The 18,372-nt window shown below is 49.1% G+C and carries 13 protein-coding genes and 1 pseudogene; 6 read left to right on the forward strand and 8 right to left on the reverse strand.

What is annotated here, in order from left to right; translation table 11 throughout:
• Together ACLR2L_RS06925 and ACLR2L_RS06930 are read left to right on the forward strand one after the other, a co-directional pair.
• Positions 1–565: tyrosine-type recombinase/integrase (locus tag ACLR2L_RS06925; protein ID WP_413366841.1), on the forward strand; the 565-nt coding region annotated here is incomplete at its 5' end.
• 10 nt (positions 566–575) lie between these two features.
• Positions 576–1,758, forward strand: a pseudogene (locus ACLR2L_RS06930) (IS91 family transposase).
• A 496-nt stretch (positions 1,759–2,254) separates the two neighbouring features.
• On the opposite strand, the gene ACLR2L_RS06935 reads toward ACLR2L_RS06930, so the two are convergent.
• Together ACLR2L_RS06935 and ACLR2L_RS06940 are read right to left on the reverse strand one after the other, a co-directional pair.
• A complete protein-coding gene (locus ACLR2L_RS06935) occupies positions 2,255–2,704 on the reverse strand; it encodes a hypothetical protein (RefSeq protein ID WP_413366843.1) in 450 nt (149 codons plus the stop codon).
• Positions 2,701–3,051, reverse strand: a complete 351-nt coding sequence (locus ACLR2L_RS06940) for an AHH domain-containing protein (RefSeq protein ID WP_413366869.1) — start codon at positions 3,049–3,051, stop codon at positions 2,701–2,703. The genes ACLR2L_RS06935 and ACLR2L_RS06940 overlap by 4 nt, the downstream gene beginning before the upstream one ends.
• A gap of 232 nt (positions 3,052–3,283) precedes the next feature.
• Between ACLR2L_RS06940 and ACLR2L_RS06945 the strand changes: the two genes are divergently transcribed.
• From ACLR2L_RS06945 to ACLR2L_RS06955, 3 genes are read left to right on the forward strand one after another with little or no spacing between them, the layout of a single operon-like run.
• Complete coding sequence (locus ACLR2L_RS06945; protein ID WP_140959252.1) at positions 3,284–3,835, forward strand: GbsR/MarR family transcriptional regulator; 552 nt, start codon at positions 3,284–3,286, stop codon at positions 3,833–3,835.
• Positions 3,836–3,848: 13 nt separating this feature from the next.
• Positions 3,849–5,210 (forward strand): cytochrome ubiquinol oxidase subunit I, encoded by a 1,362-nt coding sequence (locus ACLR2L_RS06950; RefSeq protein WP_413366846.1) that lies wholly within the window; start codon positions 3,849–3,851, stop codon positions 5,208–5,210.
• 9 nt (positions 5,211–5,219) lie between these two features.
• Positions 5,220–6,230, forward strand: coding sequence for a cytochrome d ubiquinol oxidase subunit II (locus tag ACLR2L_RS06955; protein ID WP_413366848.1), 1,011 nt, complete (start codon positions 5,220–5,222; stop codon positions 6,228–6,230).
• 156 nt (positions 6,231–6,386) lie between these two features.
• Here the strand turns inward: ACLR2L_RS06955 and ACLR2L_RS06960 are convergent, their stop codons facing one another.
• A complete protein-coding gene (locus tag ACLR2L_RS06960) occupies positions 6,387–7,058 on the reverse strand; it encodes a LiaF domain-containing protein (RefSeq protein WP_255439185.1) in 672 nt (223 codons plus the stop codon).
• Between the two features lie 507 nt (positions 7,059–7,565).
• Between ACLR2L_RS06960 and ACLR2L_RS06965 the strand changes: the two genes are divergently transcribed.
• On the forward strand, positions 7,566–9,950 hold the full coding sequence (locus ACLR2L_RS06965) for a TonB-dependent receptor (protein WP_413366850.1): 2,385 nt from the start codon (positions 7,566–7,568) through the stop codon (positions 9,948–9,950).
• Positions 9,951–10,017: 67 nt separating this feature from the next.
• Here the strand turns inward: ACLR2L_RS06965 and ACLR2L_RS06970 are convergent, their stop codons facing one another.
• The 5 genes from ACLR2L_RS06970 to pepA form a co-directional block, all read right to left on the reverse strand.
• Positions 10,018–11,730, reverse strand: coding sequence for a protein kinase domain-containing protein (locus ACLR2L_RS06970; protein WP_413366852.1), 1,713 nt, complete (start codon positions 11,728–11,730; stop codon positions 10,018–10,020).
• Positions 11,731–11,805: 75 nt separating this feature from the next.
• Positions 11,806–13,272 (reverse strand): NarK family nitrate/nitrite MFS transporter, encoded by a 1,467-nt coding sequence (locus tag ACLR2L_RS06975; RefSeq protein WP_140959262.1) that lies wholly within the window; start codon positions 13,270–13,272, stop codon positions 11,806–11,808.
• 268 nt (positions 13,273–13,540) lie between these two features.
• A complete protein-coding gene (locus ACLR2L_RS06980; RefSeq protein ID WP_413366855.1) occupies positions 13,541–16,327 on the reverse strand; it encodes a valine--tRNA ligase in 2,787 nt (928 codons plus the stop codon).
• Positions 16,328–16,351: 24 nt separating this feature from the next.
• Entirely contained in the window at positions 16,352–16,801 is a 450-nt protein-coding gene (locus tag ACLR2L_RS06985) for a DNA polymerase III subunit chi (protein ID WP_140959347.1), read from the reverse strand.
• 6 nt (positions 16,802–16,807) lie between these two features.
• On the reverse strand, positions 16,808–18,313 hold the full coding sequence (gene pepA, locus ACLR2L_RS06990; protein ID WP_413366857.1) for a leucyl aminopeptidase: 1,506 nt from the start codon (positions 18,311–18,313) through the stop codon (positions 16,808–16,810).
• Positions 18,314–18,372: the final 59 nt, after the last annotated feature.

The following is an 18,372-nucleotide window of genomic DNA, read 5'->3' on the forward strand; positions in this document are numbered from 1 at the left end:
GAAGTTGCCGACGGTCTTGAGTAAAGAGGAAGTCAAGCAACTGATTGATGCCACACATAGCATCAAATACAAAGCTGCCTTCTCGGTCGCTTATGGGGCTGGGTTACGGATTGGTGAAGTGGTGATGTTGAAGGTGACGGATATCGACAGTTCTCGCATGCTATTGCGCGTTGAGCAAGGTAAAGGGAAGAAAGACAGAATGGCAATGTTATGGCCGATACTGTTGAGTACACTTCGCCAATGGTACAAACATGCCAAGGCACATCACTTAATGCTACCGGGTGGGTGGTTGTTCCCAGGGCAGAATCCGTTAAACCCACTTGGCACCCGTCAACTCAGTCGTGCCTGTCAGTCTGCGTGTCTGGATGCAGGAGTGAATAAGATAGTCTCCATGCACACCTTACGGCACAGTTTCGCCACGCACTTACTGGAAGATAAAGTCGATATTCGCATCATCCAAACGCTGTTGGGGCATAGTAAACTAGAAACCACTGCGCTGTATGCACAAGTCGCCAGCAAACTCTTGCGAGAGGTGGTGAGTCCGTTGGATACACTGGCATTGTGAGCGTGACGTTATGTCGAGTTGTTCACGGCCACCGCTTGAGGTGGCGGATGTGTTTCGTCTGTCTGGTACGCAGTATAAAAGCGCTCAGCATAGGCATTTAAGCTTAGCGCAACTGAAAGTGATGTCAGCCATTGAGCGTTGTCGAAGTGCCCAGTTAGGTGCTCATCACCTGCACTGTGAACACTGTCATACCGATGCCATCGCATATAACTCCTGCCGTAATCGTCACTGTCCGAAGTGCCAGGGGTCAAGCGCCAAACGCTGGTTTGCAGCCAGAGAGCAGCAGTTGTTACCCGTAGAGTACTACCATGTGGTATTCACGTTACCCAGCGACGTCGCCCAACTGGCCTTTTACAACAAAGCACAGATGTATCAGCTGTTGTTTAAAGCCGCATCACAAACGCTACTGACCATTGCCGGTGATACGCGACACTTAGGCGCTGAGGTTGGCACCACTATGGTGTTGCATACGTGGGGCTCCTCGATGATGCATCATCCTCATGTGCATTGCATTGTGCCCGGTGGCGGGCTGGATAAGGCTAAGCAATGGAAAGCGTGTAAAAAGGGCTTCTTCTTACCGGTCAGAGTGTTATCACGCTTGTTCCGCCGTTTGTATATGCAAGGCGTACGTGAGTTATACGAATCGACGCAGTTACTGTGCTTCGGGGAGTTGACGCAGACCAGTGGCTTTGAACACGCCGGGCACTTTATGGCATGGTGCAAAACAGCAACAATCCATGGAATGGATGGTGTATGCCAAACCGCCGTTTGCAGGACCACAAGCGGTGCTGAAGTACCTGTCGCGTTATACGCATCGGGTAGCGATTGCGAATCGCCGACTACAATCCGTTGATGAAACACATGTCTCGTTCACCTATAAGGATTACCGGCGCAAAGGAAACAACATGCACCGGACGATGCAACTGACGTGTGACGAGTTCATGCGTCGATTTTTATTGCATGTCTTGCCAACCGGGTTTCATCGTATCCGGCATTATGGGTTACTGGCCAGTAAAGCCAAACTCAATATGGCCAGACAAGCCTTGCACGTAGCACCGCCACCAGAAATCAAAAATCCTGCCAATGAATTGGAGACAGACTCAGCCCCCTTCGTGTGCAGGCAATGTCAATCACCGATGAAGGTGTCGGGGCTCAGGCTACCTGCATACTTACCAAGAGCGCCCCCTAAATAGGCGGGGTGCTTAAAGAGATAAAAAAAGCGCCTTTACTGGTGAGGATGATGCTTTACCTGAAACGCTATAAACCCCATGACAATGAATAGAACGAGACAACCGAGCTGAATAAAAACGTGAAAATCAGATGCCAATAGAAACAAAGCACCACTGGAAACACGTGATCTTGGCGATCATCCTCTACAGCAGACTCATATCCACCATCGAAATCCCCATAGCCAAACCACAGGGGTAACATCCCGCGGTTTCGTCCACCGAAGATTATCTGATATCTGCCCGAGCGTAGGACATCAAGGTGGATCTGAATGGAGGGCAGATAACTGATAATCTAAACAAAAGCGGTCGTAGGGAATTTCAAATGCCGATGGCTGCTATGGTGCGTGTAGCGGACTTCTGGGGAATACGTTATTCTTTTGTTCATTGGCTAATTCTCTCAAGATAATTAGCCTCCGACAAACTCGGATTGATTCAACCAGTATATCAATGCACTCCATTTCTAAAAGAAACAGGCTTCAATGATTTTAAATTCAATATCGGTAAATATTATCAAGTCAGAATTAATAGGCGAATCCTTCTTAAGGAACTCATTTTTCAACAGCTTAATTAAGTTTTTTCTAATTTTTTCAATCCTTTGCTCAAAATCTCTATCGTTGAGTGATACTGACGCAACATGATATTCGTCCATTATCTCTTCTAACTGTATGCCAAATATTACATCAATTTCGCAGTCAACTTGGTCTTTATCGCAAGGAAAAATATAGATCATTCCAGCCTCAAGTCTAAGATTGATATTGATCGTAAAGATTTCCCCAGATGTTTTTTCTGCAATTTGAGTCTCTATTTCAGTGAAAAGAGCAGACCAATCAATAATAGTTAGACTCGTACTTAAAAAGAACTCCCATCCATCTTTGTGTTGTTGGCACTGATTCCATTTGAATTTGTTCATTTACCTAATTTCCTGCTACTTTGGGTAAGGAGATATCGGGCTTTGTCAGCGTAACTATTGAGCCTAGTAGCCGCTTCACGAGGAGACATGTTTGGATTTCGTCTCATATCTCTATCCAGTAATTTACCAATTATACGATTGTATCTTCTATGACGTCGCCCAAACATATGTAGACTATCACTTACTCTAAAATTCATTCCATTTCTCGCGCCATTCATATTAAAACCACCTTCTGCGGCTCGTCTTACCATCTCATGATTTCGAAACTGCCATGGAATTAAATGATGTGTAACGTCCCCTTTTTGTCTTTTGTGGACGAAGATAATTCGCCCTCTGATTTCCGCTATTCGCTCATAGCTGTCATTAGAATTGCCACAAACTAATGACTTCTATACGCACATAACCCCCTCTCAGAATAATCCAACTTCTTACCTCAAAATCGATATCACTCATATGAGACGATTTATCAAACTTCATGAGATTCCACACTTCTCAATCTAACCGCGAAAATACATTGATCTGGATCAAGTTCAGGATTAAACTTTCAGTAATTTCTGAAACTTCAGCAAGGAACATAAAATGAAAATGTCACCGCTTGTCACATCTGCTGTGATGCACTTTGGTGAAATGGGCAGTCGCTGGGGATTTAATCGCACGGTAGGCCAAATGCTTGCGCTAATTGTGCTGCACGAAGAGCCACTGGCAGCCCAGGAAATCGCCGATGCACTGAGCATTTCGAGGGGCAATACCAGTATGGGGCTGAAAGAACTGCAATCCTGGCAGTTAATTAAGCAGCACCATGTACCCGGAGAGCGCAAGGAGTTCTATATTCCAGCGGGATCAATTTGGGTGCTGGCCAATAGGGTATTTGAAGAGCGCCGAAAGCGCGAAATCGACCCTACCTTATCGTTACTCAGGGATTTAATGATGGAGTCTCCCAATAGTGAGCAAGACAGCAATGTACAAGCCCGCTTAAACGAAATTCACGATTTGTTGGAGTCGGTAACGGCCTGGTCGCAGGAGCTGCAAAACCTGGGCCCCGATAAACTGGCAACGTTAATGAAACTGGGTGCTGGTGTAGGCCGCATTCTTGAACTCAAAGACAAACTTCTTCCCGGAAAATCAGCCTGATCAGGAGGCGATTGTGGACGCATTCTTATTATCACGACTTCAGTTTGCACTGAATATTAGCTTTCATATTTTATTCCCTACTATCACCATCGCGCTTGGATGGTTTTTGTTTTATTTCAAATTGCGCTCAAACCTGTCGCACCATCCGGTATGGATGCGTATTTACCGTTTTTGGGTAAGGGTATTTGCGCTTACCTTTGCGCTGGGCGTGGTATCGGGCGTTACCATGTCGTTTCAGTTTGGCACCAACTGGCCGGGTTTTATGGAAAAAGCAGGCAACGTAGCCGGACCGTTATTAGGTTATGAAGTACTTACTGCGTTCTTTTTAGAAGCTACCTTTTTGGGCATTATGCTATTTGGTATTCGAAAGGTGCCTAACTGGCTGCACACGCTGGCTACCTTTGTGGTAGCGGCTGGTACTACGCTGTCGGCGTTCTGGATCCTGTCGCTGAATAGCTGGATGCAAACTCCGCAGGGTCATGAAGTCATCGACGGTGTGATATACGCCAAAGACTGGTATGCCATTATTTTTAATCCCTCATTCCCCTACCGGTTTGCACACATGTTGCTGGCATCAGGATTAACCGCCAGCTTCCTGATTGCGGGCTTGTCTGCCTACCGTATTTACAAGGGCGACAATAAAATTGCGCCCAAACTGGCATTGAAAACCGCCACCTATACCGCAGCAGTGTTAATCCCCTTACAGATACTGGCAGGTGATATGCACGGCCTGAATACGCTGGAACATCAGCCACAGAAAATTGCCGCAATGGAAGGCGTGTGGCACACCGAACAAGGTGCCCCGCTGTTGTTGTTTGCCATTCCCGACGCGGAAAGTAAAACCAATCACTTCGAGATTGCCATTCCCAACATGGCGAGTTTTATTCTTACTCATGATGTGAATGGCGAAATTAAAGGTTTGAACGAGTTTGAAGGTAAGCATCCGCCGGTGGCACCGGTGTTCTATTCATTCCGGATCATGTTGGGCATGGGTATGCTTATGTTGTTTGCCGCCTGGTGCGGCACCTACTGGCTGCTGCGTAAAGACGCCCTGCCCGACTGGCTGATAAAAGTATTTATTGGCATGAGCTTCAGCGGCTGGATAGCCACATTGGCGGGCTGGTACGTTACCGAAGTTGGCCGCCAGCCTTATTTAGTAAGTGGCGTACTCACTACCCAGGATGCGGTAACCGGCCTGCCACCGGCAAACATTGCCCTGTCGTTCTCGCTGTATGCTGCATTGTATGGTGTATTGCTGATTGCCTACATACGCACGCTGACGCTGATGTGCCGCAAGTCGGTAGGCATTGAAGAAATCTCGGCTGAAGAGCGCGCGCAGGCCAAACTGCCCCTCTCCCCCCTACAGGCGAACTAGGAGAAAACCATGCCTTTCGAATCACTTTCTGCCGAAGCGCTGGGCAACATTTATGTTGGCTTACTGGGGCTGGCTGTATTGCTGTATGCCATTCTTGATGGCTATGACTTAGGGGTTGGCGTGCTGTTTCCTCCCCGAAACGAAACGTTCAAAGATGACATGGTGGCGTCTATCGGGCCCTACTGGGATGCCAACGAAACCTGGCTGGTACTGGCGGTTGGGTTGTTGCTTATTGCCTTTCCGCAAGCGCATAGTGCGATACTGCAAACCTTATACCTGCCTGCCACCTTTATGCTGATTGGACTGATTTTGCGCGGTGTATCATTTGATTTCAGAGCCAAAGTGCCGCAAACCAAGAAGCGTAAATGGGATACCTGCTTTAAGTACGGCTCGTTACTTACTACCTTATCGCAAGGCTATATGCTGGGTATATGGGTTACTGGCTTACGCACCGATTGGTACGCGCAAGGCTTTGCCCTACTTGCCGCGTTTGGCGTAACGGCAGCCTATGCGTTTATTGGTGCATGCTGGCTGATCCTCAAAACAGAAGGCGAATTGCAGGCCAAAGCATTTTATTGGGCGAAGCGTTGCCTGATGATTCTGGCTGGCGGGATTATAGCGGTGAGTTTTATAAACCTTACTCTGCATGAAAATGTGCGTGAGCTTTGGCTGGAAAGCCCGTTGGGACTGGTGTTAATGCTTATTCCGTTGGCGTGTTTTGGGTTACTGCTATTGTGCGGCATTGTACTGCAAAAACTCCCCAAAGCAGGTGGGCGTGGCGAATGGCTACCTTTTGCACTGGCACTTTTGGTATTTGTGCTGTGCTTCACTGCCTTTGGCATTAGTTATTATCCCTACGTGGTACCCGGTAAACTCACCATTATGGATGCCCTGAGTGATCCGGACTCACTGCGCTTTCTGCTGGTAGGCGCGGTAGTGGTTGTGCCCTGCATATTGCTTTACACCGTATGGGTATACCGAATATTTGCAGGTAAATCTGAAAAACTGGCGTACTACTGAGTCTGCCAGATGCAAGAAGAAATCAACAAGAATTAACCAACGAAAAGTAATCAGCGAGACGTAAGCAGGGAGGGGTGGCACTCACCTCTCCCGCTTTTACCCGTAAAGTACAAACTTAATCTATAACGACCGCCGTTCAATGACGTTCGTGCGTAGTTAGTAGCTACGACGCTTGGTGTCGTGGTGGCTCGCACCGAAAATGGATTTCATCTGGTTGGCAAAGGCCACAAATTTTTCACGAACTGTGCGCTTAATAGCAATGTCAACACCGCCCATCAGCACAAAGCCTTCTACCGTAATGGTAGGCGCCTGACGGTCGGCAATCGACGACGTTTTGTTATCCACTCCGCCCATAATACAAAAGGTTTTGGTAACCACATTCACGTTTTCGGGTACTTTAATGTCGGTACCGCCCATCACGCATAATACTTTTACCGTAACGTGCTGCGCGCGGAATTCGGCATCGGTAAAATCAAGCGTGGTGCCGCCCATAAAGTCGATCACCCGGATCTCGCGTGGTACTGTCCAGCGTCCGCCGCGATCCGATCCCCCCATAATATTCACAATGGTATCGCGCTCAGGCACTTCACCGGTTGCATACTTAACACTGAACTTGTGTTCTTTTTCGCGACTGTAGTCACCGTCTACCTGCAGCGTGAGATCGGCAGCTAATGCCACAATTTCATGGTGATCCTTACTTGCCATGGCCTGATCTAATCGTCGCTCGAAGGCCTCCACCGATATCACGCCATGACTGTAGTGATAAATCAGTTTGTCGATCACTTCTTCGCGTACTTGTTCGATTGGACGGTCTTCCAGTTTCACCATGACAGTTTCCTTTAATGTTGTGTTGCGTAACTTGCGCGTTATCATTACTACGTGGTTTGGAAGCAAAGTCCACACCAAAAATAAAAGCATTATGAATCAACAACCTAACATACACCCATTTACAGCCACCTGAATGATTTCGCTACATTTTAGTCAAACTGGCTGATGGTTGGTGTGCGATACACTGTTTAATAACGCAACGCGCTGTTGTTTTACTCATCATACGCGGTGAATTAAGCAGTGTCCTGCCTGCGAAAATTGCACTACTACTTTAGCATCAGCCCACTGCGCTTCTGGTTGTAGCCAATAGTACAACCACAAAAAACCGGGAACTTTTCCCGGCTAAGCCGGGGAACATTTCCATATATCCCGGCTGCGAAAATTCTCATACTTAACGGTACACACAATTAGTATTCACCCTATATGCACATTCACCGCATAACGCGTTAACAGAACAATGCCATACATGTGCAATGTGGAAAAGAGTGAGAAGAAGCTGGACACACAATGAAAAAAACCGCTTATCTTTATTTGGCATCCTGTATTGCTGCGAGTTTTCAAATACATGCGCAACAACAAGACGCTGAACAGATCACCGTATACGGGCAATCGCCCCTTAGTTTTGTGAGTGGATTAACGGAATACTCACCCGCCAGTCAGCATTTGGATGCCGATGCACTGGAAGTCGAAAACGGTAATTCGTTGGCCAGAATTCTGGATAATAAACTGGTAAGCGTGTCGATTAACGATGTGCAAAACAATCCGTTTCAGGCTGATTTACAATACCGCGGCTTTACGGCGTCGCCCTTACTGGGTTTACCACAGGGCCTGTCGGTGTACTTAAACGGTACGCGCTTTAACGAACCTTTTGGCGATACCGTAAACTGGGATCTGCTGCCTCCCTCGGCGTTGGAATCGGTTACCCTGGTATCGGGTGCTAACCCGGTATTTGGTCAGAATACCCTGGGCGGCGCACTGATATTAAATACCAAAGACGGTTTTTCTTTCCCACACAATAAAGTCACCGTCATGGGTGGCGATTTTAGCCAGCGCGGCATTAATCTGGAGTCTGGCGGCAACAATGGCGAGTGGGGCTATTACATCAATATCAACAAATACCAGGAAGATGGCTGGCGCGACTATTCGCCCAGTGATATTCAGCAAGGGTTGGCTAACATCACCCACAAAGGTAAAGACACCGCCACCCGCATCACCCTGGCCGTAAATGAAAACGATCTGATTGGTAACGGTGCCATTCCGGTAGACCTGATCCCGCATGAGGGCCGCGCAACCATTTATACGTTGCCCGACCAAACGTTCACTAACCTGCGCTTCCTGAACCTGAATCACGAGTGGAACCTGGATGACGATTTAGTATTGCGCCTGAACACTTACTACCGTGAAAACAAAATCGAAACCTACAACGGTGACGACAGTGACTACGAAGAATGTGATGTAGGCTATGGCGAAACCTTATGTGAAGAGGACGAAGACGCTGAACTGTTTGAAGACGATGACGTCGAGGACGATGAAGATGCAGAGGACGACGCAGTAAGCTTCGATGAAGACGACGCCGTTCAGTTTGTAGGATTTGACCCGTTAGTGCCTCTGGAAAATATCAGTAATGCAGATCCGGATACCCTGGACGGTACCGCCAATACCAGCTTTACCGACCAGCAAAGCTTTGGCTTTAGCGCCGAACTGGCGGGTAAAGCTGCCACAGGTTCAATGACACACCACTGGGTAGTTGGCCTGGGTATCGATACCGCCGACATTTCATTTCGCAGTGATACCGAGTTTGCCGTGCTCGACAATGAAACACCAGAAAGCAGCCGAGGGGTTACCGGCATTGGTGTATTTGACGAAGGTTCTCGCGTGCGTCTTACCACAGATGTTCGCCACACCTACGCGTTTGTTAGCGATGTCATTGATTTGAACCGCCACTGGCAACTGGCTCTGGCCGCCCGTTACAACAAATCCACCATTGATATGGTAGACGGTGTTGAGGAAGGCGAAGGCTCGCTGAACGGCAACCATGCCTTTAACCGGTTTAATCCGTCTGCCACAGTGCACTACCGTACCGATAGCTACCACGCTTATGCGTCTTACAGCCAGTCGTCACGTACCCCGACACCAGCAGAACTAAGCTGCGCCGACGAAGACGACCCCTGTAAACTGCCCAATGGTTTTGTGGCCGATCCACCACTGGATCAGGTACGCACCGATACCCTTGAACTGGGTGCCAATATTACGCTGGAAAACGGCTCTCTCCATGCAGCGGTGTATCGCAGCGACAGCAAAGACGACATTATTTTCCAGCAGGCCGGTGACCGTGCGTCAGTGGGTTATTTTGTAAACGTAGACAAAACGCGCCGACAAGGCGCTGAATTCAGCGTGTTACAACAATGGGACGATCTGGAAGTGTCTGCCAACGTAAGTTATTTACAGGCAACCTTTGAATCTGCCTTTGTCTCGTTCAGCCCGCAAAATCCAATGGGACCGGGCCGTCAGGTAACACCAGGCGATACCATTCCGGGTCAGCCTGAATGGCTTGCGGGTGTGGAAGTAACTTATCCGCTGCTTGAAAATCTGTATATCAGCGCAGATGTAGACTATGCGTCGGGCCAATATTTCCGGGGCGACGAAGCCAACGAAAACCGCAAACTGGATGGTTATACGCTGGTTAACCTGAGTGCGACTTACGCTCACCCAAGTGGCATTACCGTTGGCCTGCGTCTGGAAAACGTGTTTGATACCGAGTTTGAAACCTTTGGAACTTATGGCGAAGCCGACGAAGTACTTGAAGATATTTACGACGATATCGAATCAACTGAGTTTGTGGGCCCTGGCCAACCCAGAACGCTAAGGCTATTTGCCTCTTATCAGTTTTAATTTACTAGAGTCGCCCCGGCTGGCCTGCTATTCCAGTCGTTAGCCGGGGATAGATATATTGATAAAGCTACTTGCTAAGCAGCCACGCTTGCCACAACACAATAGCCAGAAGAATAGCGCTGACCCATTGCCACAACAGCACCGGGTTGCGTTCGATCAGTGGACCACGCTTTTCGGTAGCAATAACGTCTTTGGGGTTGTCCAGCGCGGCTTCGAATTCCGACAGCGCATTGAAGCGCTTGTGTTGTTCTGGTTGCGTGGCTTTCTTTAAACAGATATCAATCCACGCGGGTAAGTCCGGACGGTATTGCTTGATGCTCTGATAGTGGTATTCGTTCGCACTTTCAGGGATGTAATCTTTGTATTTAAATGGCTTATAAGGCAGCGCGCCGCTCAGCATCTCGTACACAATAACACCCAGCGAAAACATATCGGTTCTAAAGTCACTGTGATTCTGAATCAAAAATTCAGGCGCAATGTAGTTCACTGAGCCAACCGGGTAGTCTTCATGTGTTTGATCACCGGTTTCCAGCAACGACTTCACCAGTACGGTGCCAAAATCGATGAGTTTGACTTCCCCATGCCGGGTGATCATAACGTTTTCCGGTTTGAGGTCGCGGTGCACCATGTCGTTGCGCTGAAAGGTGCGCAACGCCACTATGATCTGCTTCACAATACGTCGAGCTGTGTCGATTGAGGGCGATGGGTTATCTATAATCCATTGGCGCAGGGATTGTCCCTCAATGTATTCACACACATGGTAATAAAACTGCGTGTTTTCGCGTCTGGGCAACACTTTCATGATGTGCGGACTATCCAGACTTTTGCCTACCCACTCTTCCCGCAAGAAGCCCTGCAAAAAAGTAGTGTCATCTTCAAACTTTTCAGTAGGTGTTTTCAGGCCGTATATTGTGCCAGACTGCTCGTCCAGCACCTTGTACAAACTGGAGCGCGTACCGTTAAATACCTGCTCCAGAACCCGATAACCCTCAAGTTTATGCCCGACTTCCAAAGCCGGCGGGATCACCAGACTACGCCCATGAACAGACAACTCGTGAACGTTTGTCGCCGGTAAACTATCAACCCTTGCCAACAAACAACTCACATTGTCGTTACTGCCAGCGTCCAATGCCGCTCGCACTATGGCTTTAGCGGTCGATTCCAGATCTGCCACGCCCTCAAGCATTTGCCGGAGCTTTTTGTGCGATAAAAATTCATGCACACCGTCACTGGTGAGCATGTACAACTCGCCCTGCTGCAAAGCAAATGAGGTAAAATCCACATCGAGCTTAGCATCCAGACCGATTGCCCGGGTGAGCACAAAGTTTGCCCGCTGCTTGGTTGTGTGATCGTTGGTTAACAGCTCCAGTTGATCGTTGTGAAATCGGTGGATTCGGGTATCACCCACGTGCATTAAGAAACCCGTAGTAGACTTAAAGATCAGACTGCTGAACGTGGTGAGCATTTGACTGCTTCCACCCAGCGAATAATCGAACTGACCGTGACACCAACGATTGAGGCTGTTTAGAATTTTGCCTACCGAACGGCTAACCGACCAGCTTGGCGGTGTTTGCATGTAATCATAAATGAAGTTATTAACCACGGTAGTAGCGGCTTCTTTGGCTTTACTGCAGGCAGACACACCATCGGCAATAGCAACTACTGCGCCTTTGTCATGGAGCTGTTGCCCTTCACCCTGCCAGGCAGCAAAGGCGTCCTGATTTTCAAACTTGATCCCCTGACTGCTGTAACCGCCAAAACTTACATTCAAATTTGCCATGCTTTATCCGAAAAAAGCACCTGCCTCTGGCGAGGACAGGTGCATTACCACACTTATGCCTGTTGGGTAATAAGGTTATCCTACGTGGATCAATTCAACTGTGCCGTCTTCGTTGACTTCGGTAATTGCGCCACTCGGCTCTTTCATAAAGAGTAACGCAATAAAGCCAAATGCGGCAGTCCCACTGATCACAAGGAAGAAAGTAGAAGCATCAACAAATGAGTAAACCGTTAAGTACGTTACCGCACCTACGTTCCCGTAAGCGCCAGTCATTCCAGCAATTTGACCAGTAAGGCGGCGTTTAATTAAGGGGACTACGGCAAATACGGCACCTTCACCAGATTGCACGAAGAACGAGCAGGCCATTACCGCCAGCACTGCCAGCCATACTGGCCATGCCGCATCAATATGGCTCAGCGTGAAATACCCAACAGCCAGACCCGCCGTTAAAATGAGCAACGTTTTCTTGCGGCCAAAGCGGTCAGAAATGATGCCACCGCCAGGGCGTGACATCAGGTTCATAAAGGCATACATACCCGCCAGTAAACCCGCCGTCGCCATAGACAGTTCGAAGGTCTCTGCAAAGAACGCAGGAAGCATGGATACCACAGCCAGCTCAGAACCAAAGGTAGCAAAATAAAGTACGTTCAGTACCGCAACTTGTTTAAATTGATAACGGTGCTGTTCTGCAACGGGTTGAACAAATATCTCGCGATTTACTTTAAAGTTGGAATACGCGTCGAAGCAATAAATGGCAAATAGCGCAACATAGATAAAGGTACACACGTCAGCCGACAACATGCCCACTCCACTGGGAGATAATTTCCAGTTAAGCAGCGCCAGTGCCAGGTACATCGGCGTTTTCATAAACAACAGGAAATAAAAATCGCCTTTACTGGTGACTTCCATGCCGCCGAGATTTTTGGGCCGGAAATACGTGGAGCCTTTGGGCGTATCGGTTACGTTGGTGTAATAAATCACGCTGAAAATCACACATAACAAACCGGTAATCGCTACTGCGTAGCGCCAGCCGTCGTCACCACCGAATACCACTGCCAGCGTAGGCAAAGTGAACGCAGCCGCAGCAGATCCAAAGTTCCCCCAACCGCCGTAAATGCCTTCAGCAGTGCCCAGTTCCTTAGGCGGGAACCATTCGCTGACCATGCGGATGCCGATAACGAACCCTGCACCGATAAAGCCCAGCGCAAAACGCGCAATGGCCAGTTGAGTAAAGTCGCTGGCAAACGCGAATAAAAAACAGGGTACAGAGCAGATTGCCAGCAATAAAGAGTACACTAAGCGCGGCCCGTATTTGTCGGTAAGCGCACCAATAATAACCCGCGCGGGTATGGTGAGTGCCACGTTTAATATCAGTAGGGTTTTCCATTCCTCCAGGCTCAGGCCCATGTCGCCCATGATCACCTGCTTGAGTGGTGCCATGTTAAACCACACCACAAAGGTAACGAAAAACACCATCCAGGAAAGGTGAAGTATTTTCATTTTCCCAGTGAAAGAGAAGAGATTAAATTTATCTGCAGTCATTGTTACTACCGTGTCCAAAAAACAAAATAAAAAGCCCAATCCTGGCGACAGGATTGGGCTTCATTACCAAACTTAATTCACATTGTTAGCAAACGCGGGTTTGCTTTATTTTGTATTTTTCACAGCAATTAGCGAGCCAAAAATCAAACACTATGTATTACAACAAGTTATAAAAATTTGCTTCGCCATACACATTGCATTGCACCAATGACGGGATTAAAAGCGGGCTCACTGCACCAAATGTGCACACCCGCAGTTAAAAAACGCCTTACAATGCGGCGATGGTCTCGCGCTGTGCAGATAGCTTGGCTAACTGCGATTCTGCATCTGCCAGTTTGGCGCGTTCTTTTTCAATCACGTCTTCGGGCGCATTGCTCACGAACTTCTCGTTAGTCAACTTGCCCTTAGTGCGGGCGGCGTCTTTTTCGATTTTCTCCATGGCTTTGGCGATACGCGCCAATTCAGCGTCTTTGTCGATTAAGCCCGCCATAGGGATCAGAATTTCCATTTCGCCTACCAGCGCAGCAGCACTTGCCGGTGCTTCTTCACCCTTGGCCAGGAAAGTGATCCCTTCCAGACGTGCCAGACGGTCGATGAAGGTACGGGAAATACCCAGTCGACGCTCGTCTTCTTCACTGGCATTACGCAGCAGTACCGACAGCGGCTTGCTGGGGGCGATGTCCATTTCGCCACGAATATTACGAATACCCACAATAAAGCGCTTCACCCACTCAATGTCGGCCAGTACTTGTTCGTCTTGCTTAGCAGCGTCTGCCGTTGGGAATGGCTGCACCATAATGCTGTCGCCGTCTTTCACAGTCAGTGCACTAAGCGGTGCCACGCGTTCCCAAATGGTTTCGGTAATGAACGGCATTAGCGGATGCAGTAAACGCAACAGGTTTTCCAGTACGTTGATTAACGTGTGGCGTGTGCCGCGTTTTTCCGCGTCTGTTGCTTCATCGTTATTCAGCACCGGTTTGGTTAATTCCAGGTACCAGTCGCAGAACTGGTTCCAGGTAAACTCATATACCGTTTGCGCGGCAATATCGAAACGATACTCACTGATGGCTTTCTCAAATTCACCAAGGGTTTGCTGGAACTGTGCCCAAATCCAACGATCAGCCAGACTCAGCACCAGTTCTCCGCCGTCACGACCGGTATCTTCGGTTTCGGTGTTCATCAGCACGAAACGCGACGCGTTCCAGATCTTGTTACAGAAGTTGCGGTAACCTTCTACCCGGCCCATATCGAAATTGATATCGCGGCTGGTTGAGGCCATGGCAGCAAAGGTAAAGCGCAGCGCGTCGGTGCCGTAGGCGTGGATACCATCCGGGAACTGCTTGCGTGTGCGTTTCTCAATTTTGGCTGCAAGTTGCGGCTGCATCATGCCCGAGGTGCGCTTCGCTACCAGCGATTCCAAATCAATGCCGTCGATCAGATCGATCGGGTCGAGCACGTTGCCTTTCGACTTCGACATTTTGTCGCCGCTTTCATCGCGGATAAGGCCGGTAATGTAGATATCCTTAAACGGGATCTTGCCGGTAAAGCGCTTGGTCATCATGATCATTCTGGCTACCCAGAAGAAAATGATGTCGAATCCGGTTACCAATACCGCAGAAGGTAGGTAAGTCTCCAACTCTGGGGTCTTTTCTGGCCAGCCCATGGTAGCGAATGGCCACAGTGCCGACGAGAACCAGGTGTCGAGCACGTCTTCGTCCTGACGCAGCGCTACGCTGTCGTCCAGACCATTTTTGCTGCGTACTTCCGCTTCGTCGCGACCTACATAAATGTTACCGTTGTCGTCATACCAGGCCGGAATACGGTGTCCCCACCACAATTGACGGGAAATACACCAGTCCTGGATGTTATGCATCCACTGGTAGTAGGTCTTGCTCCAGTTTTCTGGAACAAAACGGATTTCACCACTTTCTACTGCTTCAATCGCAGGCTTAGCCAGCTCTTCAATGGCCACATACCACTGATCTGTCAGATAAGGCTCAATAACGGCACCGGTGCGGTCGCCACGAGGCACTTTTAATTTGTGATCATCGATTTTAACCAGTACGCCATCTTGTTCCAGTTGTTCCACAATGGCTTTACGCGCGTCAAAGCGATCCAAGCCGCGGTAAGCTTCTGGCGCTTCGTCATTTACCTTCGCATCTGGCGTGAAGATATTGATCATAGGCAGGTTGTGACGCTTACCCATGTCGTAGTCGTTAAAGTCGTGAGCCGGAGTGATTTTTACGCAGCCAGTGCCGAACTCAGGATCAACGTAATCATCAGCAATAATTGGAATTAAACGGCCAGTAATTGGCAGCTTAATTTGCTTGCCAATGTAAGCCTGATAGCGCTCGTCATCCGGATGAACTGCAACAGCAGTATCGCCCAGCATGGTTTCCGGACGCGTAGTAGCAACCACGATGCTGCCACTGCCATCGGCCAATGGATAACGCATGTGCCACATGTGGCCGGCTTCTTCTTCGTTCAGTACTTCCAGATCAGATACCGCTGTGTGCAGCACTGGATCCCAGTTAACTAAGCGCTTACCGCGGTAAATCAGGCCGTCTTCATGCAGTTTAACGAAGACTTCGGTAACGGCTTTTGACAGGTTTTCGTCCATGGTAAACACTTCGCGATCCCAGTCTGACGACGTACCCATACGACGCATCTGACTGGTAATCGTGCCACCAGAGTGTTCTTTCCATTCCCAGATTTTCTCAACAAAGGCTTCGCGGCCTAAATCGTGACGGGTTTTGCCCAATGCGTTCAGCTGGCGCTCCACCACCATTTGCGTTGCGATACCAGCGTGGTCGGTACCCACTTGCCACAACGTATTGTCGCCTTTCATGCGGTGATAACGGGTAAGCACGTCCATAATGGTTTGCTGGAAACCGTGGCCCATGTGCAAACTACCGGTTACGTTTGGCGGCGGAAGTAAAATACAATAGGGTTGTTGCGCAGGATCGCCAGATACCTTGGCTTTAAACAGTCCGTCGTTTTCCCAGCGTTGATAACATTGCTGTTCAATGGAATGAGGTTCGTAGGTTTTGTCCATGGAGAGTCTCAAAGAATACCTGTGTTAAGCCGGTAAAAACTGCATTTGGCAGCCGGCTTGTTGAAAATATTTATAGCGTTGTCGGGCTTGCTGCTTAGCAGCCTCTTCTACCGGCACAAAATCAACAATTTGCTGGAACTGGTTGAATTGATTCACCATTTGCCCACTTACGTTGATGAGGCATGGCCGGCGGGGTAATTGTTGTGCCTGCCAGACGATTTCTACCGGTGCACCACCGGGTGGGCCTTCGCCCGCCAGATTGTGCGGCACAAATCGCGCTGCGGGCAGTTGCCACAACAGTTCATCTACTGCTTCTGCCTGGGCTTTGTCGGCGCACAGTATCACACTCTTTTGCCGGTTGGCATACAGTTCAGCAGTTAATTCGCAGGCTTTCGCGCACAGCGCAGATACCGCCGCGCCGCCATCAGGCGACACGGTTTCTTCTGTTAGTGCGTAAAATCGAACAGCGGGCACGGGCAATTAGTCCTCTTGCGCCAAACCAGCGCGATTCATTAAGAATTGTGCGAGCATCGGTACAGGACGTCCGGTAGCGCCTTTGTTTTTACCACTGTTCCAGGCCGTACCGGCAATATCCAGGTGCGCCCAGTTGTACTTTTTAGTGAAACGCGACAAGAAACAACCTGCCGTAATAGAGCCAGCCGGGCGGCCGCCCAGGTTAGTCATGTCGGCAAACGGGCTTTCCAGTTGTTCCTGATAGTCGTCCCACAAAGGCAAACGCCATGCACGGTCTGAGGCCTGCTCAGACGCGTTTAACAGTTCGTGCGCCAGAGGATTATGCGTACTCATTAAGCCGGTTGCGTGTTTGCCAAGGGCAATAATACAGGCGCCGGTTAACGTGGCTACGTCGATTACTGTATCCGGGTCGAAACGCTCCACGTAAGTCAGTGCATCACACAATACCAGGCGACCTTCGGCGTCGGTGTTGAGCACCTCTACGGTTTGTCCTGACATGGTAGTCAAAATGTCGCCCGGACGATATGACTTGCCATCGGGCATGTTTTCACAGCCAGCCAGCACACCAATAACGTTCACCGGGAGGTTTAACGCTGCTACGGTATGCATAACACCCAGCACGGCCGCTGCCCCACCCATGTCGTATTTCATTTCATCCATGCCTTCGCCTGGTTTCAATGAAATACCGCCCGAATCAAAGGTAAGCCCTTTACCTACCAGCACCAACGGCTGCTGATCAGGTTGACCCCCCTTGTGATAGATAATACTCATTAACGATTCATTTTCTGAACCGCGACCCACCGCCAGGTACGAATTCATACCCAGCTCAGCCATTTGTGCTTCGTTTACACATTCCACATTCACAGAATCGTATTCAGCTGCTAATTGCTGTGCCTGATCCCACAAATACGCTGGGTTACAAATGTTTGGCGGCATATTGGCCACATCTTTGGTTACTTTCATGCCTTTGGAAATAGCCAGGCCGTGTTCAACCGCTTTTTCACCCACGGTTAATTCGCGGCGGGTTGGCACGTTAAATACAATTTTACGCAGCGGACGACGCGCTTCGCCTTTTTTGCTTTTCAGCTGAAGGAAGGTATACAGCGTATCCTGGGTAGTTTCTACTGCCTGGCGCACTTTCCAGTAGGTGTCGCGGCCTTTTACATGCAGCTCTGTTAAGAAACATACGGCTTCCATTGAGCCGGTTTCGTTCAGGGTTTGAATAGTTTTAGCAATGATTTGCTTGTACTGGCGCTCATCGAGTTCACGTTCCTTGCCGCATCCAACCAACAACACGCGTTCGCTTAATACGTTGGGTACGTGATGCAGCAACAGCATTTGACCTGCTTTGCCTTCCAGGTCGCCGCGACGCAGCAGGTTACTGATATAACCCTCACTGATAGCATCCAGTTGCTCAGCCACGCCCGACAAACGACGGGGTTCGTAGACCCCCACCACAATGCAGGCACTGCGTTGTTTTTCGGGACTGCCGCTTTTTACGTTAAACTCCATGATGTCACCTCAATTTTTTATCTGTCTGTTGCCCCGGCTTAAAATTCACATGCCGTTTT

It is taken from the genome of Alteromonas sp. AMM-1 (assembly GCF_047290655.1).
Taxonomy (GTDB): domain Bacteria; phylum Pseudomonadota; class Gammaproteobacteria; order Enterobacterales; family Alteromonadaceae; genus Alteromonas; species Alteromonas mangrovi.

What these genes read in the sequence shown, in the direction of transcription:
- ACLR2L_RS06935 (WP_413366843.1), bottom strand. Translation starts at nt 2,704, where the DNA reads ATGAACAAATTCAAATGGAATCAGTGCCAACAACACAAAGATGGATGG.
- ACLR2L_RS06945 (WP_140959252.1), top strand. Translation starts at nt 3,284, where the DNA reads ATGAAAATGTCACCGCTTGTCACATCTGCTGTGATGCACTTTGGTGAA.
- ACLR2L_RS06955 (WP_413366848.1), top strand. Translation starts at nt 5,220, where the DNA reads ATGCCTTTCGAATCACTTTCTGCCGAAGCGCTGGGCAACATTTATGTT.
- ACLR2L_RS06960 (WP_255439185.1), bottom strand. Translation starts at nt 7,058, where the DNA reads ATGGTGAAACTGGAAGACCGTCCAATCGAACAAGTACGCGAAGAAGTG.
- ACLR2L_RS06965 (WP_413366850.1), top strand. Translation starts at nt 7,566, where the DNA reads ATGAAAAAAACCGCTTATCTTTATTTGGCATCCTGTATTGCTGCGAGT.
- ACLR2L_RS06970 (WP_413366852.1), bottom strand. Translation starts at nt 11,730, where the DNA reads ATGGCAAATTTGAATGTAAGTTTTGGCGGTTACAGCAGTCAGGGGATC.
- ACLR2L_RS06975 (WP_140959262.1), bottom strand. Translation starts at nt 13,272, where the DNA reads ATGACTGCAGATAAATTTAATCTCTTCTCTTTCACTGGGAAAATGAAA.
- ACLR2L_RS06980 (WP_413366855.1), bottom strand. Translation starts at nt 16,327, where the DNA reads ATGGACAAAACCTACGAACCTCATTCCATTGAACAGCAATGTTATCAA.
- pepA (WP_413366857.1), bottom strand. Translation starts at nt 18,313, where the DNA reads ATGGAGTTTAACGTAAAAAGCGGCAGTCCCGAAAAACAACGCAGTGCC.